We start from the raw sequence: 26,298 nt of genomic DNA, 5'->3' as shown, positions 1-26,298 counted from the left end.
GGTGGCCTCGCTTCCTTTTTTTGAGATTGCGCTTGCAAACACACTGGACGCATCAAAAGGTAAGACGGGCAATACCCCGACGAACGCAACGGTAAACTGAGTCAAATTAAATACGAACAAAAAAACACCCAAAGTCAGAAAAATTTGTAGGCAGTGATCCTTACTCCAAGACTCCTGGGCTCACACATCCATTATTTCAACCGCCGGCGCGCACTCATGAACCAGGCGAGCAACGGGCCGATCAGCATACCTGCGAGAAACGCCAATAGCACGAAAACTGAAACTGGGAGCTGCGGGGCTGACCAGCCCAGGAACAAGAGCGCGACGGGCTGATGATTTTCCAGCACGAACAGTACGATAGCTGAGGCGGCGAGAACCGCAAGTACGACAATCGCCAGACGTTTAAAGTTCCACATGAATAGCCCTTTCCTGGCCGCTGCGTCAGAGCTCATCCCCCTCCTCCTCATTCACACGATCCCTAAGCTCCTTGCCCGGCTTGAAGTGAGGTACAAACTTCCCATCAAGACTAACGGACTGACCGGTCTTAGGATTGCGGCCTACTCGCGGCGCGCGATAGTGGAGGGAGAAGCTGCCGAAACCACGGATCTCGATACGATCTCCCGTAGCCAGGCATTGGGACATTTGCTCAAGCATGGTCTTGATAGCCAGCTCCACATCCTTGGATGAGAGTAGCCCTTGATGGGTGACAATTCGTTCGATCAACTCCGACTTCGTCATATTTTTCCCTTCTTTTTCAAGCAGCTAGGAAAATCGCTTGAAAAGGTTTTAGCATGGTCGGAGGGATTTGAACAGCCCATGTATTGACATTCTTCTTTACTCCCTTGCGCGCCCCTTCCCGTGCCGATAGCGAGACCTTTGCTCAAGCTATCGACAGATCACCAACATCGTTCGAGTCAGATAACCTGCCGGATTGAAACCAAAGGGGTATTGATCTTCATCCTTCGCGTCGTCGGATCGGGTAATGACTTTGTAGCCTGCCCCCTTGCACTCCCTGGCGGCCCTCTTATGGCACTTCTCCCAGCCGGACCCCAATCCTGAGCAGTCGACCTCGATACCACTGACACCGCGCACTGCGTGAGTCTTGGCGCTTGTAGAGCAACCTGCCAGTACCAGGGCGGCCAACACCAGAAAGAGCTTGTTCATTCAGATCCTTAAGGTAGAGAGCCCGGACCGATTACGCGCACAAGTCGGAGCCCCTGAGTAGATTATTGATCTGCTTCATAAAAGAGACAGCCAGGCAGGGGCGTTGGTTTCGTTGGGCCTTGAATGATCGCAGTTCGACAGTACTTATGGGAGTCGGAAAAGTCTGAAAAATCGCGCCCACAAAAAAGGGCGACCGAAGTCGCCCTTTTTCTATGGTCTGACAGAACTCAGTTCTGTTTTTCCATCTGTGCACGCAACAGGTCGCCCAGAGTGGTAGGACCAGGAGCAGCAGTGTCCGAAGCTGGCTTGTCGCGCAGGCTCTGGATTGCTTCTTTCTCTTCTTCAACGTCTTTCGACTTGATGGAGAGCTGGATTACGCGGCTCTTGCGGTCAACGCTGATGATCTTGGCTTCTACTTCTTCGCCTTCTTTCAGGACGTTACGCGCGTCTTCAACGCGGTCACGGCTGATTTCGGAGGCTTTCAGAGTCGCTTCGATATCGTCGGCCAGGGTGATGATGGCGCCTTTAGCGTCAACTTCTTTCACGATGCCCTTAACGATTGCGCCTTTGTCGTTCTCTTGAACGTACTCGGAGAACGGATCGCTTTCCAGTTGCTTGATACCCAGGGAGATGCGCTCGCGCTCTGGGTCAACCGACAGGATAACGGTGTCCAGCTCGTCGCCCTTCTTGAAACGGCGTACGGCTTCTTCGCCCACTTCGTTCCAGGAGATGTCGGACAGGTGAACCAGGCCGTCGATGCCGCCGTCCAGACCAATGAAGATACCGAAATCGGTGATCGACTTGATGGTGCCGGAGATTTTATCGCCCTTGTTGAACTGGCCAGAGAAATCTTCCCATGGGTTAGATTTGCACTGCTTGATGCCGAGGGAGATACGACGACGCTCTTCGTCGATGTCCAGAACCATGACTTCCACTTCGTCGCCGACTTGTACGACTTTCGAAGGGTGGATGTTCTTGTTGGTCCAGTCCATTTCGGAAACGTGTACCAGGCCTTCAACGCCTTCTTCCAGCTCAGCGAAGCAGCCGTAGTCGGTCAGGTTGGTAACACGAGCGGTGACGCGGGTGCTTTCTGGGTAACGGGCTTTGATAGCAACCCATGGATCTTCACCCAGTTGCTTGAGGCCCAGGGAAACACGGTTGCGTTCGCGATCGTATTTCAGAACCTTGACATCGATCTCGTCGCCAACGTTGACGATTTCCGAAGGATGCTTGATACGCTTCCAGGCCATGTCGGTGATGTGCAGCAGGCCATCGACGCCACCCAGATCGACGAATGCGCCGTAATCGGTGAGGTTCTTGACGATACCCTTGACCTGTTGGCCTTCCTGCAGCGATTCCAGCAGAGCTTCACGCTCGGCGGAGTTCTCGGCTTCCAGGACACTGCGACGGGAAACGACAACGTTGTTGCGCTTCTGGTCCAGCTTGATGACCTTGAATTCCAGCTCTTTACCTTCCAGGTGCGTGGTGTCGCGCACTGGACGAACGTCAACCAGGGAACCTGGCAGGAACGCACGGATGCCGTTAACGTCGACAGTGAAGCCGCCTTTAACCTTACCGTTGATAACGCCCTTGACCACTTCCTCAGCTGCGAAAGCCGCTTCGAGAACGATCCAGCATTCAGCGCGCTTGGCTTTTTCACGGGACAGCTTGGTTTCACCAAAGCCATCTTCAACCGAGTCCAGAGCAACGTGAACTTCGTCACCGACGTTGATGTTCAGTTCGCCAGCGTCGTTGTAGAACTGCTCAAGCGGGATGAGTGCTTCAGACTTCAGACCAGCGTGAACGGTTACCCAGCGAGCTTGGTAATCGATATCAACGATAACACCGGTGATGATGGAGCCTGCCTGAAGGTTCAGGGTTTTCAGGCTTTCTTCAAAGAGTTCCGCAAAGCTTTCGCTCATTTTAATTCCTGTTGATTAGGGCGAAGAATACGCCCGCCTCCACACCCCAGACGGTGTGGGTTAGTTTCATATAAAAGAAGCACCGCAGGACTATGACTGGTCCCCTGCAGAGCTTCCTGGTCACCCGGCGATATCGCGAATGGCGATCTCACTCATGATGCGTTGCAACACCTGATCGATGGACAACTCCGTGGAATCCAGCTGAATCGCGTCGGCCGCCGGCTTTAGCGGGGCTACTGCGCGCTGGGTGTCACGCTCATCGCGTGCACGGATCTCATCTAGCAGACTCGACAGACTAACATCCTCGCCTTTGCCCTTCAACTGCAAATAACGGCGACGCGCCCTCTCCTCCGCGCTGGCGGTGAGGAAAATCTTCAGTGGCGCATCGGGAAACACCACCGTGCCCATGTCGCGACCGTCGGCTACCAGCCCCGGCGGCTCCTGAAAGGCCCGCTGGCGCTGCAGCAACGCCTCGCGCACCGCCGGCAGCGCGGCGACCTGGGAAGCGCCGGCGCCAACACTTTCGGTGCGGATGACATCACTGACTTCGTCGCCTTCCAGAATGATGCGCTGCAGCTGACCGTCGGTCGCGGCGATGAACTGTACGTCCAGGTGGGCGGCCAGTGCCTTGAGCAGCTCTTCGTTGGTCAGATCGACGCCATGGTTGGCGGCGGCGAACGCCAGCAGACGATACAAGGCACCTGAATCGAGCAGGTTCCAGCCCAGTTGCTTGGCCAGGATCCCGGCGACGGTGCCCTTGCCCGAGCCGCTTGGGCCATCGATGGTGACGACCGGTGCCTTGATGTTCACGACTGTGCCTCTTGTGCTACTCGAATACCGACCTGCGCGCACAGCGCCAGGAAGTTCGGGAACGACGTGGCGACGTTGGCGCAATCATGGATGCGAATCGGCGCATTGGCGCGCAGGGACGCAACACTGAAGGCCATGGCGATACGGTGGTCACCGTGACCGTGGACTTCACCGCCGCCGATCTGGCCGCCGTCGATGATGATGCCGTCCGGCGTCGGCTGGCACTTGACGCCCAGGGACAGCAAGCCGTCCGCCATCACCTGGATGCGATCCGACTCCTTGACCCGCAGCTCTTCGGCGCCGGTCAGCACGGTGCGCCCTTCTGCACAGGCGGCCGCCACGAACAGCACCGGGAATTCGTCGATGGCCAGCGGAACCAGCGCCTCGGGAATCTCGATACCCTTGAGTTTAGCCGCTCTTACGTGCAGGTCGGCTACCGGTTCGCCACCGACTTCACGCTGGTTTTCCAAAGTGATGTCCGCGCCCATCAGGCGCAGGATGTCGATCACGCCGGTACGGGTCGGGTTGATGCCGACGTGTTCGAGCACCAGGTCGGAGCCTTCGGCAATCGACGCCGCCACCAGGAAGAACGCCGACGACGAGATGTCGCCCGGCACTTCAATGTGGGTCGCGGTCAGTTTGCCGCCGGACTCGACGGAGGCCGTGGCACCGTTGACCGTGACCGGGTAGCCGAAGCCGCGCAGCATGCGCTCGGTGTGGTCGCGGGTCGGCGCCGGCTCGGTGACGGTGGTCTTGCCTTCGGCATAGAGACCGGCCAGCAGCAGGCAGGATTTCACCTGGGCGCTGGCCATCGGCATGGTGTAGGTCAGGCCCTTGAGCTTGTTGCCGCCCCGAATGGTCATCGGCGGACGACCGTCGGCCGCGGTCTCGATGACCGCACCCATTTCCCGCAGCGGGTTGGCCACGCGATTCATCGGGCGTTTGGACAGCGAGGCGTCACCGGTCAGCGTGCTGTCGAAGTCTTGCGCCGCCAGCAGGCCGGACAACAGGCGCATCGAGGTACCTGAGTTACCCAGGTAGATCGGTCCCGGGGCAGGCTTGAGACCGTGCAGGCCGACGCCATGGATGGTCACGCGGCCGTGATGCGGGCCTTCGATGACCACGCCCATGTCGCGAAACGCTTGCAGCGTCGCCAGGGCGTCTTCGCCCTCGAGGAAACCTTCCACTTCGGTCACGCCCTCGGCCAGGGAGCCGAGCATGATCGAACGGTGGGAAATCGATTTATCGCCCGGTACACGAATACGCCCACTCAGGGAGCCACCAGGTTGTGCCAGGAAAATCAGATCGTTGGAGTTCATAGCGTCCACATAGGCCCGACGGGCCAGGATTTTACTGAAATGCTCGCGGGCCACCCTGGCGCGTGTGAAAACGCCCAGCAATTGGTGCCCGTCCCCTGCATCGACCGCGTCGCGCAAGGCGTCGAGGTCACTGCGAAATGTATCGAGTGTGCGCAGGACAGCTTCGCGGTTAGCGAGGAAGATGTCGTGCCACATGACCGGGTCGCTACCGGCGATTCTCGTGAAATCGCGGAAACCGCCGGCAGCGTAACGGAAGATCTCAAGATTTTCATTGCGTTTGGCCAATGAATCCACCAGACCAAACGCCAATAGATGTGGCAAATGACTGGTGGCGGCCAATACTTCATCGTGACGCTGGACCTGCATGTGCTCGACATCGGCGCCCAGCTCGCGCCACAAACGGTCCACCACTGCCAGCGCAGCCGGATCGGTCTGCTCCAGCGGCGTCAGGATCACCTTGTGGCGACGAAACAGCTCAGCATTGGAAGCCTCCACCCCGCTCTGCTCGGAGCCGGCAATCGGATGGCCGGGCACAAAGCGTGCGGGCATGCTGCCGAAGGCTTCGGTGGCGGCGCGCACGACGTTGCCCTTGGCGCTGCCGACATCCGTGAGGATGGCACGGCCCAGGTCCATGGCAGCCAGACGCACCAGCAGCTTCTCCATGGCCAGGATCGGCACCGCCAGCTGGATCACGTCCGCGCCCTGGCAAGCAATCGCCAGGTCATCTTCACAGCGATCCACCACCCCCAGCTCCACCGCCAGCTTGCGCGACTGCGGGTCCAGGTCGACACCGACCACTTCCCGGCACAGGCCGCTTTCTCGCAGGCCCTTGGCAAACGAACCGCCGATCAACCCCAGGCCGACCACCACCAGGCGACCGATCATAGGGCTAGCAGGTTGCAGTGAAGTGACATCAACCACGAGCTAGAACCTTGCTCAACGCCTCAAGGAAACGGCTGTTTTCCGCAGGCAGGCCGATGGTGATGCGCAAGTGGTTCGGCATGCCGTAGTTGGCCACCGGACGCACGATCACGCCTTCACGCAGCAAGCCTTGGAAGACCGGCGCCGCCACACGACCGATGTCGACGCAGATGAAATTGCCTTTCGATGGAATCCAGCTCAGGCCCAATTCACGGAACCCGGCTTCCAATTGCTGCATGCCCGCCTCGTTCAGGCGACGGCTTTCGGCCAGGTAAGCCTCATCCTGCAATGCGGCGCAGGCGGCGGCCAGGGCGAAACTGTTGACGTTGAACGGCTGACGCACGCGGTTCAGCACATCGGCCACCACGGCGGTGGACAGGCCGTAGCCGACCCGCAACGATGCCAGGCCATAGGCCTTGGAGAACGTGCGCGAGACCAGCAGGTTCGGATAGGCCGCGAGGAAATCCAGGCCGTCGGGCAAGTCGCTGCCTTCGGCGTATTCAATATAGGCCTCGTCCAGCACCACCAGCACGTGCTCGGGCACATCCTGCAGGAAGTCGTCCAGGGCCTGGGCGTCGAACCAGGTGCCGGTCGGGTTGTTCGGGTTGGCGATGAAGACCACACGGGTGTTGGCGTCGATCGCGGCCAGCATGGCCAGCAGATCGTGCCCCCACGCCTTGGCCGGGACCACATGGGCGTCCGCACCGACGGCCTGGGTCGCAATCGGGTAGACCGCAAACGCATGTTCGCTGAACACCGCGTTGAGGCCCGGCGCCAGGTAGGCGCGCGCCACCAACTCGAGAATGTCATTGGAGCCGTTGCCCAGGGTGACCTGATTCAGCTCCACGCCACAGCGCTCGGCCAGCAGGCTCTTGAGCGAGAAGCCGTTGCCATCGGGGTAACGGGTCAGCTCGGCCAGCTCATCACGAATCGCCGCCAGCGCCTTGGGACTCGCCCCCAACGGGTTTTCGTTGCTCGCCAACTTGACGATGCTGGCCGGGTCCAGGTCCAGCTCGCGGGCCAGTTCGTCCACAGGCTTGCCCGGAACGTAAGGCGAGAGTTGTTGCACGCCTGGCTGTGCCAGAGCGAGGAAGTTGCCACTCATTTGCTATCCGCCCTTAAAGAACTGCCTTGGGGTAGGAACCCAGCACCTTGAGTGCCACTGCTTCCTGACTGATTTTCTCAAGCACACCTTTTACCAGCGGATCGCGGTGGTGGCCGACGAAATCGATGAAGAACACGTAGGTCCATTTACCGCTGCGCGACGGACGGGTCTCGATCCGAGTCAGGTCGATACCGTTGTCGTGGAACGGCACCAGCAGTTCATGGAGCGCGCCGGGCTTGTTGCTCATGGAGACGATGATCGATGTCTTGTCGTCGCCGGTCGGCGGTACTTCCTGGCTGCCAATCATCAGGAACCGCGTGGAATTGTCCGGACGGTCCTCGATCTTCTCAGCCAGGCGCGTCAGCCCGTAGAGGCCGGCCGCCATATCGCCGGCAATCGCCGCCGAGTTCCACTCACCCTTGACCCGCTTGGCCGCTTCGGCGTTGCTCGACACCGCCACGCGCTCGACATTCGGGTAATGCGCGTCCAGCCACTTGCGGCACTGGGCCAGGGACTGGGCGTGGGAATAGATCCGGCTGATGCTGTCGGTCTTGGTGTTCTCGCCCACCAACAGGTGATGGTGGATGCGCAGCTCGACTTCGCCGCAAATCACCATGTCGTGTTCGAGGAAGCTGTCCAGCGTGTGGTTGACCGCGCCTTCGGTGGAGTTTTCCACCGGCACCACGCCAAAATTCACTGCGCCGGCCGCCACTTCGCGGAAGACTTCGTCGATGGCCGCCATGGGCTTGCTGATCACGGCGTGACCGAAGTGCTTCATGGCAGCGGCCTGGGTGAAGGTACCTTCTGGCCCCAGGTAGGCGACTTTCAACGGCTGTTCGAGGGCCAGGCACGACGACATGATCTCGCGGAACAACCGCGCCATTTCTTCGTTGCCCAGCGGCCCCTGGTTGCGCTCCATGACCCGCTTGAGGACCTGCGCCTCCCGCTCGGGACGGTAGAACACCGGCACTTCGCCCTCCGCCAGGGAAGCCATCTTCACCCGGGCGACTTCCTGGGCGCAGCGCGCACGCTCACTGATCAGCTCGAGGACTTTTTCGTCCAGGGCATCGATGCGCAGGCGCAGCGCCTTGAGTTCTTGCTCGGACATTAACCGTGTTCCTTCTCGAACTCTGCCATGTAGGAAATCAGCGCGTTGACCGCGGTGATATCGACGGCGTTATAGATGGAGGCGCGCATGCCACCGACCGAGCGGTGCCCCTTGAGGTTCAGCAGGCCGCGTTCGTCGGCCCCGGCCAGGAACGGCTTGTCGAGACGGTCGTCGGCCAGGCGGAACGGAACGTTCATCCACGAACGATCGGTCTTGTTGATCGGGTTGCTGTACAGGCCGCTGGCGTCGATAAAGTCATACAGCGTGCGCTGCTTCACTTCGTTGAGCTTGCCGATGGCTTCGACACCGCCCTGCTCCTTCAGCCATTCGAACACCAGGCCCGACAGGTACCAGGCCAGGGTCGGCGGGGTGTTGTACATCGAGCCGTTGTCGGCCGCGACCTTGTAGTTGAGCATGGTCGGGCACAGGGAACGGGCGCGTCCCAGCAGGTCTTCACGAATGATGTTGACCAGGATGCCGCTCGGACCGATGTTCTTCTGGGCGCCGGCGTAGATCATGCCGAAACGGGAAATATCCACAGGACGCGAGAGGATGTCCGAAGACATGTCGGCCACCAGGGGCACGTCGCCAGTTTCCGGGATCCAGTTGAATTCCAGGCCGCCGATGGTTTCGTTCGGCGCGTAGTGAACGTAGGCCGCGTCCTTGGACAGGCTCCATTCGTTCTGCCCGGGAATGGCGAAGTAGTCGTAGGGCTTGGCGGTCGCGGCAACGTTGACGTGGCCATAACGCGAAGCTTCTTCGATGGCTTTCTGCGACCAGATGCCGGTGTCGATGTAGTCGGCCTTGCCGCTTTCCGGCAGCAGGTTCAGCGGGATCTGGGCGAACTGCTGGCTGGCGCCGCCCTGCAGGAACAGCACCTTGTAGTTGGACGGGATGTTCAGCAGATCACGCAGGTCCTGCTCGGCCTTGGTGGCAATGGACACGAACTCATCGCTACGATGGCTCATTTCCATGACGGACAGGCCTTTGCCATGCCAGTCGAGAAGTTCACCCTGGGCACGCTTCAGGACCGCTTCAGGCAGCGCCGCCGGGCCGGCACAGAAGTTATAGGCTCTCTTGCTCACATCCAATCTCGCTCTGATCTAGTGGTCACTTAAATCTTCATTCAACCCATCACCCGAGGGTGATCACCGCCCATAAGGATTGCATTGAACCCGTGGCGAGGGAGCTTGCTCCCGCTGGGCTGCGCAGCAGACCCATTTTATGGGCGCTTCGCACCCAAGCGGGAGCAAGCTCCCTCGCCACAGTGACTCGAACAACCCTTGAGTGAGCAGCATCAGCCCCACAGGAGAATGCGCCGTGTCGCAAATTTTCAAACGGGACAAACAACAAGGGGGCGAATCTTCATCCGCCCCCTGTGTGCCCGCTTAGTCCTGCGGTTCTTCTTCGTCTGCGGCAGCGTCGAGCGGTTGGTCGCCGGTCACGTCATCGACATCGGCACCTAGGGTGCCGTCGAACGTCACGCCTTCCTCGCCTTCCAGCTCCTCGCCTTCGACTTCCGATGGCTCCTGTACCCGCTCAAGCCCTACCAGCGTTTCGTCGCTGGCCAACTTGATCAGGGTCACGCCCTGGGTGTTACGGCCCAGGCTCGACACTTCGGCGACGCGTGTACGGACCAGGGTGCCCTGGTCGGAGATCAACATGATCTCTTCGCCATCGAGCACCTGGACAGCGCCCACCAGACGACCGTTACGGTCGTTGCTGACCATGGCGATCACGCCCTGGCCGCCACGCTTGTACTCAGGGAACTCGCTGATGGCCGTGCGCTTGCCATAACCACGCGCCGAAGCGGTGAGGATCTGGCTGCCTTCTTCAGGGATCAGCATGGAAATCAGCTTCTGGCCTTCCGGCAGGCGCATGCCGCGCACACCGCGGGCGGTACGGCCCATGGCGCGAACGTCGGATTCCTTGAAGCGCGTCACCTTGCCGCCGTCGGAGAACAGCATGACTTCACGCTCGCCGTCGGTAATGGCGGCAGAAATCAGCACGTCGCCTTCGTCCAGCTCCAGGGCAATCAGGCCCACGCTGCGCTGACGGCTGAAGGATTCCAGCGGGGTCTTCTTCACGGTGCCTTTGGCGGTGGCCATGAAGATGAAGTGACCTTCGGTGTATTCCTCCACCGGCAGCATGGTGGTGATGTATTCATCACTGTCCAGCGGCAGCAGGTTGACCAGCGGACGGCCGCGAGCGGCACGGGACGCTTCAGGGATTTCGTAGGTCTTGAGCCAGTACACCTTGCCTTTGCTGGAGAACAGCAACAGCGTGGTGTGGCTGTTGGCGACCAGCAGGTGCGCGATGTAGTCCTCGTCCTTGACACCAGTAGCCGACTTGCCTTTACCGCCACGACGCTGGGCCTGGTAGGCGGCCAGCGGCTGGGTCTTGGCGTAGCCGCCGTGGGAAATGGTCACCACGCGCTCTTCTTCCGGGATCATGTCGCCCAGGGTCAGGTCGAGACGCGCATCGAGAATCTCGGTGCGGCGCACGTCGCCGTACTCGGCGCGGATCACTTCCAGCTCTTCGCGGATGACTTCCATCAGGCGCGTGGCGCTGTTGAGGATGCGGATCAGCTCGCCGATCTGGTTGAGAATCTCCTGGTACTCGGCCAGCAGCTTCTCGTGCTCCAGGCCGGTCAGACGGTGCAGACGCAGCTCCAGAATGGCTTGTGCCTGCTCCGGCGAGAGGAAGTACTTGCCTTCGCGCAGGCCATATTGCGGATCCAGGGTTTCTGGACGGCAGGAATCGGCACCGGCGCGCTCGACCATCGCGACCACGGCAGAGGATTCCCACGCGGTCTTGATCAGCGCTTCCTTGGCTTCCGACGGGGTTGGCGAAGCCTTGATCAGGGCGATGACCGGGTCGATGTTCGACAGGGCAACGGCCTGGCCTTCAAGGATGTGACCGCGTTCGCGGGCCTTGCGCAGCTCGAACACGGTACGACGGGTGACCACTTCGCGACGGTGACGCACGAAGGCTTCCAGCAGGTCCTTGAGGTTCAGGATCCGCGGACGGCCGTCGATCAGCGCAACGATGTTGATACCGAACACGGCTTGCAGCTGGGTCTGGGCATAGAGGTTGTTGAGGATCACCTCCGGCACTTCGCCACGACGCAACTCGATCACGACGCGCATACCGTCCTTGTCGGACTCGTCGCGCAGCTCGGTGATACCTTCAAGTTTCTTCTCCTTCACCAGCTCGGCGATCTTCTCGATCAGACGGGCCTTGTTCAACTGGTAAGGGAGTTCGGTGATGACGATCTGCTGGCGACCACCGACCTTGTCGATGTCTTCGATGGTCGAGCGGGCGCGCATATAAATGCGGCCACGGCCGGTGCGGTAGGCTTCGATAATGCCGGCGCGACCATTGATGATCGCGGCGGTCGGGAAGTCCGGACCGGGGATGTATTGCATCAGCTCATCGACAGTCAGCTCGGGATTGTCGATGAGGGCCAGGCAACCGTCGATGACTTCACCGAGGTTGTGCGGCGGGATGTTGGTCGCCATGCCCACGGCGATACCGCTGGAGCCGTTGACCAGCAGGTTCGGGATGCGGGTCGGCATGACCGCCGGGATCATTTCGGTGCCGTCGTAGTTCGGCACCCAGTCCACGGTTTCTTTATGCAGGTCGGCCAGCAGCTCGTGGGCCAGCTTGGTCATGCGCACTTCGGTGTATCGCATGGCCGCGGCGTTGTCGCCGTCCACGGAGCCGAAGTTGCCCTGGCCGTCTACCAGCAGGTAGCGCAGGGAGAATGGCTGGGCCATCCGCACGATGGTGTCGTACACGGCGGTGTCACCGTGGGGGTGATACTTACCGATCACGTCACCGACGACACGGGCAGACTTCTTGTACGGCTTGTTGAAGTCGTTGCCCAGCTCGCTCATCGCGAACAGCACGCGACGGTGCACGGGCTTCAAGCCATCGCGCGCATCCGGCAGCGCCCGCCCGACGATTACGCTCATTGCGTAGTCGAGGTAGGACTGTTTCAGCTCGTCTTCGATATTGACCGGGAGGATTTCTTTGGCCAGTTCGCCCATGAGAAGCCTGATTCCTTTTTCTGGTGAAACCTCGTCACATCCAGATGGGACGAACGAAGCTCGCCGCTGCAGAACAAATGCCGTGCAGCGACTTACGACAAATCAACGAGTTATGCCATGGATCTGCGCAGTAAAGGCCACCTCGCGAGGCAGCCCTGGAAACCGCCGGATGTTATCACAAGAGCCGCCACGCACCTATCCCCCTGATGCGCATGGAGCATAGTTAGTTGACCGGTGACAGGCTGATAGAGGACGAGAGGGCCTCAGAGGCACTGTGAATGAAGATTTGAAGGGCAAATGCAAGGTATTTGTTGACTGTTAGGGCTCTATCGCGAGCAGGCTCGCTCCCACAGGGGTTTTTTGTATGCCCGAGATTTAGGACACAGCACCAATCCAATGTGGGAGCGAGCCTGCTCGCGATAGCGATATATCTGACGACAACTATCTCAATGCAAGCGCTTGCGACACATCAACTGCGCCATCTTCGCGGTATCCGGGCGCTCGACAATGCCCTTCTCCGTAATGATCGCGTCGATCAGGTCCGCCGGGGTGACGTCGAACACCGGATTGAAAGCGTCCACATCCGCCCCGACCCGCTTGCCGCCGACTTCCAACAGTTCGCTCCCGTCGCGCTCTTCAATCGGGATGTCTTCACCGCTGGCCAGGCTCATGTCGATGGTCGAACTCGGCGCCACCACCATGAAGCGCACGCCGTGGTGCATGGCGCAGACCGCCAGTTGATAGGTGCCGATCTTGTTCGCCACGTCGCCATTGGCGGTGATACGGTCGGCGCCGACGATCACCCAGGTCACGCCCTTGGTTTTCATGATGTGGGCAGCCGCGGAATCGGCGTTGAGGGTCACCGGGATGCCTTCGTTGGCCAGCTCCCAGGCGGTCAGGCGCGAGCCCTGCAGCCAAGGACGGGTTTCGTCGGCATAGACACGCTCGACCATGCCTTCGAGGAATGCGCCGCGAATCACCCCCAGGGCAGTGCCGAAGCCGCCGGTGGCCAGGGCGCCAGTGTTGCAGTGGGTCAGGATGGCCTGGGCGTTGCCCTGGTGCTTGCGGATCAGGTCGACACCGAGCTGGGCCATGGTCAGGTTGGCTTCGCGGTCGCTCTCATGGATCGCGATGGCTTCGGCCTCAAGGACCGCCAGCGGCTCGGCGTGCTTTTTCAAGCGCCCCAGCCGGTCGCGCATCCGGTCCAGTGCCCAGAACAGGTTCACCGCTGTCGGCCGGGAATTGGCCAACAAGGCAAAATCGGCTTCCAGCGCCGCCTGCCAGTCACCGCCCTCGGCTACCCGCGCCCGCGCCGCCAGCACCACGCCATAGGCCGCGCTGATGCCAATGGCCGGCGCACCGCGCACCACCATCGAGCGGATCGCCTCTGCCACGCCCGCCGCGCTGGTGTAGGCGATCCAGTTTTCCTCGAACGGCAAAATACGCTGATCCAGCAGGTACAGGGCGCCATCCCGCCAATCGATGGCCTTCACCTTCTCCGCAGCCAACAGTCGATCGCGCATCCCTCACCCCGCACTCATGAACAAAAGCCGCCGATTATAGCGATCCCACCGCGAAGACGCTCGGGTATACTTCGCCATTCTTTATAACCCATGGAACCGTTCCACGATGCCCAAGCCTGCCGTTGCGCTCGACTTATTATTGCTGCCGACCTGGTTGGTGCCTGTCGAACCCGCCGGTGTGGTGCTCAAGGATCATGGCCTGGGCATCCGCGACGGTTGCATCGTGTTCATCGGCCCACGGGCAGAAGCCCTGAAATGTGACGCCGCCCAGGTTCGCGAACTGCCCGGCATGCTGCTCAGCCCCGGCCTGATCAACGCCCACGGCCATGCGGCGATGACCTTGTTCCGCGGCCTGGCCGACGACCTGCCCTTGATGACCTGGCTGGAACAGCATATCTGGCCAGCCGAAGCCAAATGGGTCGATGAAGATTTCGTGCGCGATGGCACCGACCTGGCAATCGCCGAGCAGATCAAGGGCGGCATCACCTGTTTCTCGGACATGTACTTCTACCCTAAGGTTGCCAGCGAACGCGTGCATAACAGCGGCATCCGCGCGCAAATCGCCATTCCGATCCTGGATTTCCCTATTCCCGGCGCTGCCAGCGCCGACGATGCCATTCGTCAGGGCATCGAGCTTTTTGGCGACCTCAAGCATCATCCACGGATCAAAGTTGCATTCGGCCCCCATGCGCCCTACACGGTGGGCGACGAGAACCTGGAGAAAATCCGCGTGATCGCCGAAGAGCTGGACGCGGCCATTCATATGCATGTTCACGAAACCGCCTTCGAAGTGCAGCAGGCTGTGGAAAACACCGGCGAGCGCCCCATGGCCCGGCTGGGACGACTGGGCCTTTTGGGACCGCGCTTCCAGGCCGTGCACATGACTCAGGTCAGCGATGAAGACCAGGCGTTACTGGTAGAAAACAACTGCAGCGTGATCCATTGTCCGGAATCGAACTTGAAGTTGGCCAGCGGCTTCTGCCCGGTGGAGCGCTTGTGGCAGGCCGGGGTCAATGTGGCGGTCGGCACCGACGGCGCGGCGAGCAACAACGACCTGGATTTGCTCGGCGAGACGCGCACTGCCGCGCTGCTGGCCAAGGCTGTCGCCGGCTCGGCCACGGCTTTGGACGCCCACCGGGCGTTGCGCATGGCCACGCTCAATGGCGCCAGGGCGCTGGGCATCGAAGCGACCGCCGGCTCCCTGGAAGTCGGCAAGGCCGCCGACCTGGTGGCGTTTGACCTGTCGGGCCTGGCGCAGCAGCCGATCTACGACCCGGTGTCGCAACTGATCTACGCCACCGGCCGCGATTGCGTGAAACACCTGTGGGTGGCCGGCAAGCCGTTGCTGGAAGATGGCCGGCTGACTCGCCTGGACGAATCGCAACTGACTGCCACGGCCCAGGCCTGGGGCCGTCGCATCAGCGGTCACCACGAATAACCCAGCCCCTGGAGCCATGGCTCGGGGCACACGACTTTTCAAGCTTTTCGAGGATCTGCACATGAGCAACGTTGACCACGCCGAAATCGCCAAATTCGAAGCCCTGGCCCATCGCTGGTGGGACCGCGAAAGCGAATTCAAACCGCTGCACGACATCAACCCGTTGCGGGTCAACTGGATTGACGAGCGGGTCAATCTGGCCGGCAAGAAGGTCCTCGACGTCGGCTGTGGCGGCGGCATCCTCAGCGAGGCCATGGCCCAGCGCGGGGCGACGGTGATGGGCATCGACATGGGCGAAGCACCGCTGGCGGTTGCGCAATTGCATCAACTGGAGTCCGGCGTCAGCGTGGAATATCGGCAGATCACCGCCGAAGGCCTGGCCGAGGAAATGCCCGGGCAGTTCGACGTGGTCACCTGCCTGGAAATGCTCGAACACGTACCGGACCCGTCATCGGTCATCCGCGCGTGCTTTCGCATGGTCAAGCCCGGCGGCCAGGTGTTCTTCTCCACGATCAACCGCAACCCGAAAGCCTACCTGTTCGCCATCATCGGCGCCGAATACATCATGAAGCTGCTGCCGCGTGGCACCCACGACTTCAAGAAATTCATCCGGCCTTCCGAGCTGGGCGCCTGGAGCCGCATGGCCGGGCTGACCGTCAAGGACATCATCGGCCTGACCTACAATCCGCTGACCAAGCATTACAAGCTGGCCGCCGATGTCGACGTCAACTACATGATCCAAACCCTGCGCGAGGAGTAAGTCGATGCGTCTCAAAGCAGTTCTCTTCGACATGGACGGCACGCTGCTCGACACCGCGCCGGACTTCATCGCCATCTGCCAGGCCATGCGCGCCGACCGTGGCCTGCCACCGATGAACACGCAGCACATTCGCGACGAGATTTCCGGCGGAGCCCGGGCGATGGTCGCGGTGACCTTTTCCATGGACCCGGAATCACCGGGGTTCGAGGAACTGCGCCAGGAGTTCCTCGACCGCTACCTCAAGGGTTGCGCGGTCCACAGCCATCTGTTCGACGGCATGGCCGAGGTGCTGGCCGATATTGAAGCGGCGAACCTGATCTGGGGCGTGGTCACCAACAAACCGGTGCGCTTCGCCGAGCCGATCATGCAGCAGTTGGGCCTGGCCGAGCGCTCGAAGGTGCTGATCTGCCCTGACCATGTGAAGAACAGCAAGCCGGACCCGGAACCGCTGATCCTGGCCTGCAAGATGCTCGACCTGGACCCGGCCAGCGTACTGTTCGTGGGCGACGACCTGCGGGACATCGAGTCCGGCCGCAATGCCGGCACCAAGACCTGCGCGGTGACCTATGGCTATATCCACCCGGACGACAACCCCAGGCATTGGGGCGCGGATGTGGTGATCGATCACCCTTCGGCGCTGCGCGAAGTGCTGGATAACGCGTTGTGTGGTTGCTGAGCTGAGGAAATCGACGCTACCGCTCTTGTGGCGAGGGAGCTTGCTCCCGCTCGGTGGCGAAGCCGTCGCCCGCTGACTCAGGGACCGCTTCGCGGTCCAGCGGGAGCAAGCTCCCTCGCCACAAAAAGCTCACTTGCCATGACAGCCCTGTGCCACAGGTCCTGTGCTGCTCTAATTGTTGAGGTTTTTATGTTTGATTACTCCGCCCGTCCCGACCTGCTCAATGGTCGGGTGATCCTGGTTACCGGCGCCGGCCGCGGGATCGGTGCCGCTGCGGCAAAAACCTACGCCGCCCATGGTGCCACCGTACTGTTGCTCGGCAAGACCGAAGCCAACCTGACCCAGGTCTATGACGAAATCGAAGCGGCCGGTCATCCGCAGCCGGCGGTGATTCCCTTCAACCTCGAAACCGCCCTGCCCCATCAATACGATGAACTGGCAGCGATGATCGAAACCGAGTTCGGCCATCTGGACGGTCTGCTGCACAACGCCTCGATCATTGGCCCGCGTACGCCGCTGGAGCAGTTGTCTGGGGAGAACTTCATGCGAGTGATGCACGTGAACGTCAATGCCATGTTCATGCTCACCAGCACCTTGCTACCGCTGCTCAAGCTGTCCAAGGATGCCTCCGTGGTCTTCACTTCCAGCAGCGTCGGGCGCAAGGGCCGGGCTTACTGGGGGGCTTATGGCGTGTCCAAGTTTGCCACCGAGGGGCTGATGCAGACCCTGGCCGACGAAGTCGACACGGTCGCGGCGGTACGCGCCAACAGCATCAACCCCGGCGCGACCCGTACTAGCATGCGTGCCCAGGCCTATCCGGGGGAAAACCCGCTCAACAATCCGACGCCTGAAGAAATCATGCCGGTCTACTTGTACCTGATGGGGCCGGACAGCTCCGGTGTCAACGGCCAAGCCTTCAACGCGCAATAACCCCTCCTCCACGTCGCGACGATTTACCGTCGCGACGCGCCCTCATTCGAGGCCCAGCCAGGCGAACCGCCAAGCCAACGTCGTCAAAAATGACCAAGAAATGCCAGCGACTGGCTATCAATCCATTGATTCCTAATCGGTTTTTATTCTAATGAACTGAATGGCACGACTTTCGCTCTAAATATCCTCAAACACGCCATGTTCGGCGGGGAACGGACGTTGAGACGAGTCTTACGACTGCCAGGGAAGCGGACTAAACTCAAATCAGATGTCCTACGGGACTGAAGGACCAGTACGACGCGCAACCAAAGCCGCCTCACCTTGCCCGGCAGGACAGATTTAGCTTAGGGGCTAACGCCAAATGAAAACGCCCACCCAGATCAACGCGATTGACTTCGATAGCGCCAAGTTGCAGCGCCTGGGCTTCGGCCGACCGACGCCGCTCGTGGCGCGGTCCGTCAACCTCTCGCAATTGCATCAGCAACTGAGCCAACAACTGCAGACCAGCCTGGAGCCGCAACGAATCCTTGGCTTGTTTTTCCGGGAAGTTCAGCGATTGGTGCCTCTGGATGCATTGGCCTACCAGCACAAGCCTAGCGATCTGCGTCTCGAATTCGGTCAACGCGGCCATCATTCCCTGAGCTACAACCTCAGTCATGAAGGCGAACACTTGGGCGAGCTGGTATTTCGCCGCAACCAGCGCTTTTCCGAATCGGAACAAAGCGAGCTGGAGTCCGTGCTCTCGACGTTGTTGTATCCACTGCGCAATGCGCTGCTCTACCGTGCTGCCACCCAAAGCGCCCTGCGCGACCCACTGACCGGCACCGGTAATCGCATCGCCATGGACCAGACCCTGGTACGTGAAATCGACATGGCCAGGCGTCATTTACAGCCCTTGTCGCTGCTGATGCTCGACATCGATCATTTCAAGCGCATCAACGACAGCCATGGGCATGGTGTCGGCGATGAAGTACTCAAAGCCGTTGCCGAGTCGATCAAGAGTCAACTGCGCAACGTGGACATGGTGTTCAGGTTCGGGGGCGAAGAGTTTCTGATCCTGCTTTCCAATACCAGCCGGGATGCCGCCGCCATGGTCGGTGAGCGACTGCGGTATGCCGCCCAGGCACAGGATTATTTTGCGGCCGGCACACGAATTGAGCTGACGGTCAGCCTGGGCTGCTCGACCCTGCTGCCGGGCGAATCGGCGGAAAGCCTGTTGCGCCGGGCCGACAGCGCGCTGTACGTGGCCAAGCGCGAAGGCCGTAATCGGCTGGCGATGGCGGGCTGAAAAAACAATCAAAGAACACTGGAATCAATGTGGGAGCGAGCTTGCTCGCGATGACGTCGGCACATCCTGCATCTTCAGAAACTGACCCAGCGCCATCGTGAGCAAGCTCGCTCCCACAGGGGATTCAGGGTGAATCAGGATCCAGCGGTCACCTCAAAACAACTGTGGGAGCGAGCCTGCTCGCGATGACGGCCTGACAGCCAACCTCCCCGTTGACTGTCAGCCTCTTCGCGAGCTGACTCGCTCCCACCTTGTTGCTTCAAAAGCGCAGTAAATCAGCTCCCAGCCAGCGCCAGGCGCTCACGGGTGGATGAAGTTTTCCCCACCGACTCCGCCAGTTCCAGTTGCATGCAGCGCTCCAGGAACAGGTACATGTAGTCGTAGCTCTTGCACACGGCCTGGCGCAGCTCCACTTGCAGGGCTTTGCTTGGGTTCATGCCTGCCAGGGTACAGATGATTTCCAAGGCTTCCCAAGGATGGGCGTCATCGTACTGGGCATGCATCTTCAGCCATTTCATCGCCCGCTTGCGATCTTCCTCGGCGAAAGCCGCCGCGTAGATGCCGTTGGAACACACCAGCGCCGACCACTCCCCGGTCGCGCCCTCGATGGCATAGTTGGTCGCGGCGATGGCCACGATCAACGAATCCGACGAGCTGGTGTGCCAACACCAATGGCTCAACGCATGGAGTTCAGGCGGTACATGCTGCGCTTGCAGGTCTTCCAGGGTCACGCCATGGGCGGCGCTCCAGTTCACCCAGTAATCGGCATGGTTGAGTTCGACACGAATGTTGCGCATCAGCCAGCGACGCGCCATGTCCTCGCCGGGATGGCGAGCAAAGCGGGTCTTGGTGAGGTTTTGTGCCATGTATAAAGCGAACTGTTCAACGACCGGCCAACCACCAATGAGGTAGTGGCGCATGGTCTTGGCGCTGAGCTTGTTGTCGCGCATGCGTTGATACAGCTCGTGTTCGACAACCCGGCGCTTGCTCTCGCTGCAATCGGTAATGAGCTGTTGTGCCCATTTCGGATAGCTCGTGGGGTCCATGAGCGGGCCTGTTCGGTTGAATGTGTCGATCACTGTCGGGCTCCTTTTGATTGTGATTTTCCGGATCAACAAAGAGGTTCAGCGGAACGTGCCGGGGGCCTTGAATAACAACGGCCGGGGCCGGGCCGGCCGACATTGCAACGTGTCACAGGTAAACAATTGCGGGCGTTCAATCACATACCCTTGAGCGTAATCCACGCCAATCTCCAGCAAGGCCTGCTCGATCTGGGCGGTCTCAACAAACTCGGCAATGGTGCGCTTACCCATGACGTGGCCGATATGATTGATCACTTCGACCATTGCACGGTTAATCGGGTCGTCCAGCATATCCTTTACGAAACTCCCGTCGATCTTCAAGAAGTCTACAGGTAAATGTTTCAGGTAGGCGAATGAAGACATTCCGGCGCAAAAGTCATCCAGCGAGAAATAGCAGCCCAAGGTCTTGAGTTCATTGATAAAGCGGATGGCGCTACCCAGATTTGAAATCGCGCTGGTTTCGGTAATTTCAAAACAAATCATTTCCGGCGGAATCGAGTAAGCCACGAACTGTTTACGCAGGAACTCGAGGAACGCCTGATCTCCTATAGTAGTACCTGACAGATTAATCGCACACATGGCCATGGGTGCGTCTCGCGACTCGTTCAGGCACTGGCGGATAATCTTGAAGACGTTTTCCACCACCCAGCGATCCAGGGAGGTCATCAGCCCATAGCGTTCTGCCGCGGGAATGAAACTGTCCGGCAGGATCATCCGTCCGGCTTCGTCATGCAGGCGCAGCAGGATCTCGATATGCCCGCCACCATTGTCGCCCGGGCCCAGCGCAGCGATTTCCTGGGCGTAGAGACAGAAACGGTTTTCCTCCAGCGCCATGTGCAGGCGCTGGACCCAGGCCATCTCACCAAAGCGCAGAGACAACTCCGAGTCGTCGGCGTGATAGACCTGGACTCGATTGCGGCCCTTTTCCTTGGCCATGTAGCAGGCCATGTCGGCGGCGCGCAAGGACGCCTCCAGGGTGGTCGGGCTCTGGGCGACGTGCACCAGGCCGATGCTCACGGTGGTGACGAACGGCCGGCCCTTCCAGACAAAATGCAGGTTCTGCACCGTCTGGCGCAGCCCTTCGGCGATTTTTTCCGCCGCCTCCGGCGAACAGTTCTCCAGCAGAATGCCAAACTCATCGCCGCCCAGGCGGGCCAGGGTGTCGTTTTCCCGCAGGCCCGATTGCAACAAGGCGCAGATGTGCCGCAACAACTCGTCGCCCGCCGCGTGGCCGCAGGTGTCGTTGACCAATTTGAACTGATCCAGGTCGAGAAACATCAAGGCATGGCGCCCGACCTGGCGGGTGAGGTTATGCAAGGCCTGCTCGAGGCGATACTCGAACTCCCTGCGGTTCGCCAGGCCAGTCAACGCGTCATGGGTGGCCTGCCACGACAGGTTGGCGATGTATTGGCGTTCCTGGGTCATGTCATGCAATACCAGTACGGCGCCGCTGACCTTGCCGGCATGACGGATCGGCGCCCCCACCAGGGTGACCGACACCGTGCTGCCGTCCAGGCGCTGGATCAACTTGGAATGCTCGCTGGCGCCGCTGAGCCGACCGCTGAGAATGTGCTCGATCAGGGTCAGGCCCTCGGCCTGTGCGTTGTCGTCGAGCAGGTTGAACAGTGCAGCCAAGGGCAGTCCCGTCGCGTGCTCGGCTTTCCAGTGGGTCATCGCTTCGGCAGCAGGATTCATGTAGGCAATGGCGCCTTCGACGTCGGTGGTGATCACCCCGTCGCCGATGGACTGCAGGGTGATCTGCGCACGCTCCTTCTCCAGTTGCAGCGCGTTGGCGAAGACCTGCCGCTGGGCCAGCAATTTATGGGTACGCAATAGTGCCAGGACAATCAATCCAAGGGCCGTGGCGAAGTTGGTCACCAGTAACAGCCGCAGGATAAAGCGCGACCCCTCGCCCAGCGCATCGCTGAAAGCCTTGGCGGCCGGGGTCACGGAATCGTTGATCGCATAGATCTGGGCCTTCCAGCCACGGATGTCGCTCTCCGACGCCTCGCCTGCGGCAATGCTGGCGCGCATCTGCCGGGCGACGTCATCCAACGCGATCAGATAACCGTCACCCAACGTCCAGAGGTCGATGGCCTCTTCCAGGTAACTGAAGTGACGGAAATTCAAATAAAGCCAGATCAGGCTGGACACGTCGTCCGGGTGGTTGCCGCCTTTGAGGATGCCGGCCCTTGCCGCGCCCAGGTCCGGCGGCTCACGGTCGAGCGCCACCCGCAGCTCATGGCCGCCCTCGGGTACGGCGATGGCTCGCTGGTACTTGCGGAAAATCGCCTCTTCACGGTTGTCGGCATAGAGATTGAGATAGTAGATGGCGTCTTTCTGCCCCTTGGACCAGAGGCTTTCTCCCGCCACATAGCCGCGCACCGCAGACAATACATAAAGGCTGACGCCTCCAAGCAAGGCTTGAAATAACACAACGGCAATAAAGGGCCAGACGATGCCCAGCAGCCGTGGCGTTCCGAGAGTCTGCTTTTGCTTCATGAGGTCCCTTGCACAGGTACTGCCGGATAAACACCCGCGAGAATCCCGCTCCTGACTCCACAGCCTAGGCTAGTTTTCGATCCTTCGAATGACCGGATGAAGGAACGACAGGCTTTGGCTTGAAATTCGGAGGAAGTCGAGGAGTTTCCTTGAGTTTTTTCAGATACTAAGCGCAGAAAAGCTCAAGAAACTCAAGGTTGCTGTATTTGTTGCAAGTGACCATAGAGTCGGGCGTACAAGCCACCCTCGGCAATCAGCTGTAAATGGTCACCGTCTTCAGCGATCTGGCCGCCGTCAAATACCAGCACCCGATCAGCCTGTTTCACGGCCGACAACCGGTGGGCGATGATCAGCGTGGTACGCCCGCTCAAGAACCGCGCCAGCGCCTGATGGAGATTGTATTCAGTGGCGGCATCCAATGCCGAGGTGGCCTCATCGAGAATCACCACCCGTGGGTCGGCCAAAACCATGCGGGCGATGGCCAGCCGTTGACGCTGCCCGCCCGACAGGCGCACCCCGGAACGTCCGACGACGCTCGCCAACCCTTGGGGCAATGCCCGCACGGTCGCATCGAGCTGGGCAATCTCCAACGCCCGCCAGCAGGCCTCGTCACTGCACTCACGGCCCATGGCGAGGTTGGCCCGCACCGTGTCGTTGAACAGCGCCGGGTGTTGCAGCACCACCGCGACGTTCTCGCGGATGGTTTCCAGGCCAATCTCCTGCTGCGTGGCGCCGCCGAATCGGATGCTCCCCGAATGCGGCGTGTACAGCCCCAGCAGCAGCTGCACCAGGGTGCTCTTGCCGCCGCCACTGGCCCCGACGATGGCAACCTTTTCTCCCGGCGAGATGGACAGGTTCAACTGGTCGAGCACCAGGTCCTCGCCATAACCGAAGCTCAGGCCTTGAATATCGATACCCACGGTATCGCGCCCTTTGAACGGATCTACACCGCCAGCGTATTGAGGTTCGTCGGCACGGGCCAGCAACTCGTTGATCCGCGACAGCGCACCGCCAGCGGCATAAAAGGCGTATTGCAAGTTGAGCAGTTGCTCCACCGGACCGATCATGAACCAGAGGTAGCTGAATACCGCCAGCATCTGGCCGATGGAGAGGTCGGAAAACACCACGGTGAGCATGGCCGCCGCGCGAAAAATATCGATGCCGAACTGGAACAGCAACCCACTGGCGCGGTTCGAGGCGTCGGTCTTCCACTGGGAGTTCACCGCGTAATCACGTACTTCCTTGGCTCGCCCTCCCAAACGGCCGAGGAAATAACCCTGGCGGTTACCGGCGCGCACTTCCTGGATGGCGTCGAGGGTTTCGGTCAGGGCCTGGGTGAAGCGCGAAGTGCTGTCGTTTTCCAGCTTCTTGAGGTGCTTGACCCGCTTGCCCAACTGCACCGTGGCGTAGATCACCAGCGGGTTGAACAACAGGATCAGCAACGCCAGCTCCCAGTGCATCCACACCAGAATCCCAGCGGTACCGACCAGGGTCAGCATCGCCACGAGGAAACGGCTGAGGGTTTCGCCGATGAATTTGTCGAGGGTGTCGAGGTCCGTGACCAGATGGGCCGCTACGGTGCCGCTGCCCAAGCTTTCATACTCGCCCAGGGAAATACGCTTGAGACGCTCGATCAACCGGATACGAATGCGATAGACGATGTCCTTGGCCAGCCGGGCGAACAATCGTGCCTGCAACACGTTGAACAGCAACGCGCCGCACCGCAGGCCCAAGGTCACCAGCAGCATCAGCCCGATATAGCCGGCCGCCCGCTGCCATTCCGTCGGCAAGGCCTGGTTCATGACTTTCAAGGCCGCATCGCCGTGCCCCAGCAGCACTTCGTCCACCAGCAGCGGCAACAGCAACGGGATCGGCACGCTGCACAGCGTCGCCAGAACGGCGACGCCGTTGGCGATCCACAGGGCTTTTTTATGTTTGAGGGCGAGCCTTCGGATTTCTGCCCAGCTCAACCGATCGATGCGCCGCGTGGCCGCTGCATCATCCGACAGGTCAGGCACAGGCCGCGCGCTCCAGCCAGCGACCCAGCAATGGAGACAATTGGCTCAGGGGTTGATAACCGTTAGTGAGCAAGGCCAACTGGCCGTCACGTTCGGCCAGCAACGTGGGAAACCCTGCAATGCCCAGGTCCTGCACCCAGGTGAAATCCGCAGCGGTGGCCGCATGCTGGTCGGCGCGGTCGAATGCCGCGGCGAACTCGATGCGCGGCAGCCCGGCCTGTTCGGCCAGCTCCACCAGGACGCTGGCGAGGGTCACGTCGCGGCCTTGCACATAAAAAGCCTGCTGGATCAGCTTCACCAGCTTCCACGCCAGGTCAGGCGCCAGGCTGCGGGCTGTCACCACGGCCCGGCAGGCCGGTTCGGTGTCGTAGACAAAACCGTCCGGCAACGCACCTTCAAGCTTGAACGGCTGGCCGGTCGCTTCGGTGACGGCCTGCCAGTGCTCCAGGATATAGCGCCGGGTGGTCGGCTCCAGGGCCGAACCGCTGCCGGTGCGCAAACCGCCCACCACCAGGTGCAACTCCACACCGGCGGCCTGCGCCTGCTCGACCAGTGTCTCGGCCACCGGCGCGAAGCCCCAGCACCAGGAACACATCGGGTCCATCACATAGAGCAGGCGTGGCGTCATGGTTCAAGCCTCGGAAGGTGACTGCTTGTAGTTGTAACCGATTGGATGCGGCATGTTGCGGGCCTTGGCCAATTCGATCTGCTTTTGCCGGTCGATGGCGCTGCGGCGGGTCTTCTCGCTCAGCTTATCCCAACAATGAGGGCAACTGATGCCCGGCACATAATGCTCCGAAGCACGGTCTTCCACGCTGACCGGTGTACGACAGGCATGGCATTGATCGTAGTCCCCTTCGCTGAGGTCATGGCGAACGGTCACGCGGTTATCGAATACGAAGCAGTCGCCGCGCCATTTGGTTTCTTCCTGAGGCACCTCCTCGAGGTATTTCAGGATGCCGCCCTTGAGGTGATAGACCTCGTCGAAACCCTGGCCGAGCATGTAGCTGGAAGCTTTTTCACAGCGAATGCCGCCGGTGCAGAACATCGCGACTTTCTTATGCCGGGCCGGGTCGAAGTTGGCCTTGATGTAGTCGGGGAACTCGCGAAAGCTGGTGGTCTTGGGGTCGATCGCGCCTTCGAAGGTGCCGATGGACACTTCGTAATCGTTACGGGTGTCGATCAACAGCACTTCCGGATCGCTGATCAGCGCATTCCAGTCCTGCGGCTCAACGTAAGTGCCGACTTGTTTGTTCGGGTCTACGCCGTCAACGCCAAGGGTGACGATTTCTTTCTTGAGCTTGACCTTGGTGCGGTAGAACGGCTGCTCGTCGCAGTACGACTCTTTGTGGTCGATGTCGAGCATGCGCGGATCGTTCTTGAGCCAGGCCAGCAGGCCGTCGATGCCTTCGCGGGTGCCGGAGACGGTGCCGTTGATGCCTTCTTCGGCAATCAGCAGCGTGCCTTTGACGCCGTTGTCGAGCATGGCCTTGAGCAATGGCTCGCGCAGCTCGACGTAATCTTCCAGGGTGACGAACTTATACAGTGCCGCCACGACAATGGGTTGTGTCATGGGTGTTTCTCCAGGTGGCTACCCTCGTAAAGGGTGAACCGGATGCGAAAAAAAACGCGCCGGATGAGCGGCGCGTTGCGGATTCTAGCAAATACACTGAGGCTTTA

21 protein-coding genes are annotated in these 26,298 nt (G+C 60.5%); 5 read left to right on the top strand and 16 right to left on the bottom strand.

Going from position 1 to position 26,298, the window contains the following annotated elements; translation table 11 throughout:
* Positions 1-191: 191 nt before the first annotated feature.
* The 11 genes from QNH97_RS08060 to mtnA all read right to left on the bottom strand — a co-directional run bounded on the left by QNH97_RS08060 (position 192) and on the right by mtnA (position 13,924).
* A complete protein-coding gene (locus QNH97_RS08060; RefSeq protein WP_283557442.1) occupies positions 192-416 on the bottom strand; it encodes a lipopolysaccharide assembly protein LapA domain-containing protein in 225 nt (74 codons plus the stop codon).
* Between the two features lie 25 nt (positions 417-441).
* Entirely contained in the window at positions 442-738 is a 297-nt protein-coding gene (ihfB, locus tag QNH97_RS08055) for an integration host factor subunit beta (RefSeq protein WP_003199243.1), read from the bottom strand.
* Between the two features lie 147 nt (positions 739-885).
* The gene (locus tag QNH97_RS08050; RefSeq protein WP_283556359.1) at positions 886-1,164 is read right to left on the bottom strand and encodes a hypothetical protein; all 279 of its coding nucleotides are present in this window, start codon (positions 1,162-1,164) and stop codon (positions 886-888) included.
* Positions 1,165-1,391: 227 nt separating this feature from the next.
* Positions 1,392-3,086 carry a 30S ribosomal protein S1 gene (gene rpsA / locus QNH97_RS08045; protein ID WP_007939922.1) on the bottom strand — a complete coding sequence of 565 codons (1,695 nt, stop codon included), beginning with the start codon at positions 3,084-3,086 and terminating at the stop codon, positions 1,392-1,394.
* A 120-nt stretch (positions 3,087-3,206) separates the two neighbouring features.
* Positions 3,207-3,896 (bottom strand): (d)CMP kinase, encoded by a 690-nt coding sequence (gene cmk / locus QNH97_RS08040; protein ID WP_025212565.1) that lies wholly within the window; start codon positions 3,894-3,896, stop codon positions 3,207-3,209.
* Positions 3,893-6,100: a bifunctional prephenate dehydrogenase/3-phosphoshikimate 1-carboxyvinyltransferase gene (locus QNH97_RS08035; RefSeq protein WP_283557441.1), complete on the bottom strand. Its 2,208-nt coding sequence runs from the start codon at positions 6,098-6,100 to the stop codon at positions 3,893-3,895. Before QNH97_RS08035 ends, cmk begins: the two co-directional genes overlap by 4 nt.
* A 28-nt stretch (positions 6,101-6,128) precedes the next feature.
* The gene (gene hisC, locus QNH97_RS08030; RefSeq protein WP_283556358.1) at positions 6,129-7,241 is read right to left on the bottom strand and encodes a histidinol-phosphate transaminase; all 1,113 of its coding nucleotides are present in this window, start codon (positions 7,239-7,241) and stop codon (positions 6,129-6,131) included.
* 13 nt (positions 7,242-7,254) lie between these two features.
* Complete coding sequence (gene pheA / locus QNH97_RS08025; protein ID WP_007899727.1) at positions 7,255-8,349, bottom strand: prephenate dehydratase; 1,095 nt, start codon at positions 8,347-8,349, stop codon at positions 7,255-7,257.
* Entirely contained in the window at positions 8,349-9,434 is a 1,086-nt protein-coding gene (serC, locus tag QNH97_RS08020; protein ID WP_123414799.1) for a 3-phosphoserine/phosphohydroxythreonine transaminase, read from the bottom strand. The genes pheA and serC overlap by 1 nt, the downstream gene beginning before the upstream one ends.
* Positions 9,435-9,737: 303 nt before the next feature.
* Positions 9,738-12,401 carry a DNA gyrase subunit A gene (gene gyrA, locus QNH97_RS08015; protein ID WP_283556357.1) on the bottom strand — a complete coding sequence of 888 codons (2,664 nt, stop codon included), beginning with the start codon at positions 12,399-12,401 and terminating at the stop codon, positions 9,738-9,740.
* A gap of 446 nt (positions 12,402-12,847) precedes the next feature.
* Positions 12,848-13,924, bottom strand: coding sequence for an S-methyl-5-thioribose-1-phosphate isomerase (mtnA, locus tag QNH97_RS08010; RefSeq protein ID WP_283556356.1), 1,077 nt, complete (start codon positions 13,922-13,924; stop codon positions 12,848-12,850).
* Between the two features lie 106 nt (positions 13,925-14,030).
* Between mtnA and QNH97_RS08005 the strand changes: the two genes are divergently transcribed.
* The 5 genes from QNH97_RS08005 to QNH97_RS07985 all read left to right on the top strand — a co-directional run bounded on the left by QNH97_RS08005 (position 14,031) and on the right by QNH97_RS07985 (position 19,016).
* Positions 14,031-15,362, top strand: coding sequence for a TRZ/ATZ family hydrolase (locus QNH97_RS08005; protein WP_283556355.1), 1,332 nt, complete (start codon positions 14,031-14,033; stop codon positions 15,360-15,362).
* A gap of 61 nt (positions 15,363-15,423) precedes the next feature.
* The gene (gene ubiG / locus QNH97_RS08000) at positions 15,424-16,122 is read left to right on the top strand and encodes a bifunctional 2-polyprenyl-6-hydroxyphenol methylase/3-demethylubiquinol 3-O-methyltransferase UbiG (RefSeq protein ID WP_283556354.1); all 699 of its coding nucleotides are present in this window, start codon (positions 15,424-15,426) and stop codon (positions 16,120-16,122) included.
* 4 nt (positions 16,123-16,126) lie between these two features.
* On the top strand, positions 16,127-16,798 hold the full coding sequence (gene mupP, locus QNH97_RS07995) for an N-acetylmuramic acid 6-phosphate phosphatase MupP (protein ID WP_283556353.1): 672 nt from the start codon (positions 16,127-16,129) through the stop codon (positions 16,796-16,798).
* Positions 16,799-16,987: 189 nt separating this feature from the next.
* A complete protein-coding gene (locus QNH97_RS07990) occupies positions 16,988-17,728 on the top strand; it encodes a YciK family oxidoreductase (protein ID WP_283556352.1) in 741 nt (246 codons plus the stop codon).
* A gap of 361 nt (positions 17,729-18,089) precedes the next feature.
* Positions 18,090-19,016, top strand: a complete 927-nt coding sequence (locus tag QNH97_RS07985) for a GGDEF domain-containing protein (RefSeq protein ID WP_283556351.1) — start codon at positions 18,090-18,092, stop codon at positions 19,014-19,016.
* 275 nt (positions 19,017-19,291) lie between these two features.
* Here the strand turns inward: QNH97_RS07985 and QNH97_RS07980 are convergent, their stop codons facing one another.
* The 5 genes from QNH97_RS07980 to trhO all read right to left on the bottom strand — a co-directional run bounded on the left by QNH97_RS07980 (position 19,292) and on the right by trhO (position 26,191).
* On the bottom strand, positions 19,292-20,062 hold the full coding sequence (locus tag QNH97_RS07980) for an iron-containing redox enzyme family protein (protein ID WP_502944533.1): 771 nt from the start codon (positions 20,060-20,062) through the stop codon (positions 19,292-19,294).
* A gap of 78 nt (positions 20,063-20,140) precedes the next feature.
* Positions 20,141-22,600 carry an EAL domain-containing protein gene (locus tag QNH97_RS07975; protein ID WP_283556349.1) on the bottom strand — a complete coding sequence of 820 codons (2,460 nt, stop codon included), beginning with the start codon at positions 22,598-22,600 and terminating at the stop codon, positions 20,141-20,143.
* Between the two features lie 191 nt (positions 22,601-22,791).
* Entirely contained in the window at positions 22,792-24,618 is a 1,827-nt protein-coding gene (locus QNH97_RS07970; RefSeq protein WP_283556348.1) for an ABC transporter ATP-binding protein, read from the bottom strand.
* Positions 24,611-25,246 carry a DsbA family protein gene (locus QNH97_RS07965; protein ID WP_283556347.1) on the bottom strand — a complete coding sequence of 212 codons (636 nt, stop codon included), beginning with the start codon at positions 25,244-25,246 and terminating at the stop codon, positions 24,611-24,613. Before QNH97_RS07965 ends, QNH97_RS07970 begins: the two co-directional genes overlap by 8 nt.
* Before the next feature lie 3 nt (positions 25,247-25,249).
* The gene (gene trhO / locus QNH97_RS07960) at positions 25,250-26,191 is read right to left on the bottom strand and encodes an oxygen-dependent tRNA uridine(34) hydroxylase TrhO (protein WP_283556346.1); all 942 of its coding nucleotides are present in this window, start codon (positions 26,189-26,191) and stop codon (positions 25,250-25,252) included.
* Between the last annotated feature and the right edge of the window lie 107 nt (positions 26,192-26,298).

This window comes from Pseudomonas sp. G2-4 (assembly GCF_030064125.1).
In the GTDB taxonomy this organism is placed as follows: Bacteria; Pseudomonadota; Gammaproteobacteria; order Pseudomonadales; family Pseudomonadaceae; genus Aquipseudomonas.
The sequence above is the reverse complement of the archived record's forward strand: the minus strand, read 5'-3'. Positions and strand labels throughout refer to the sequence as shown.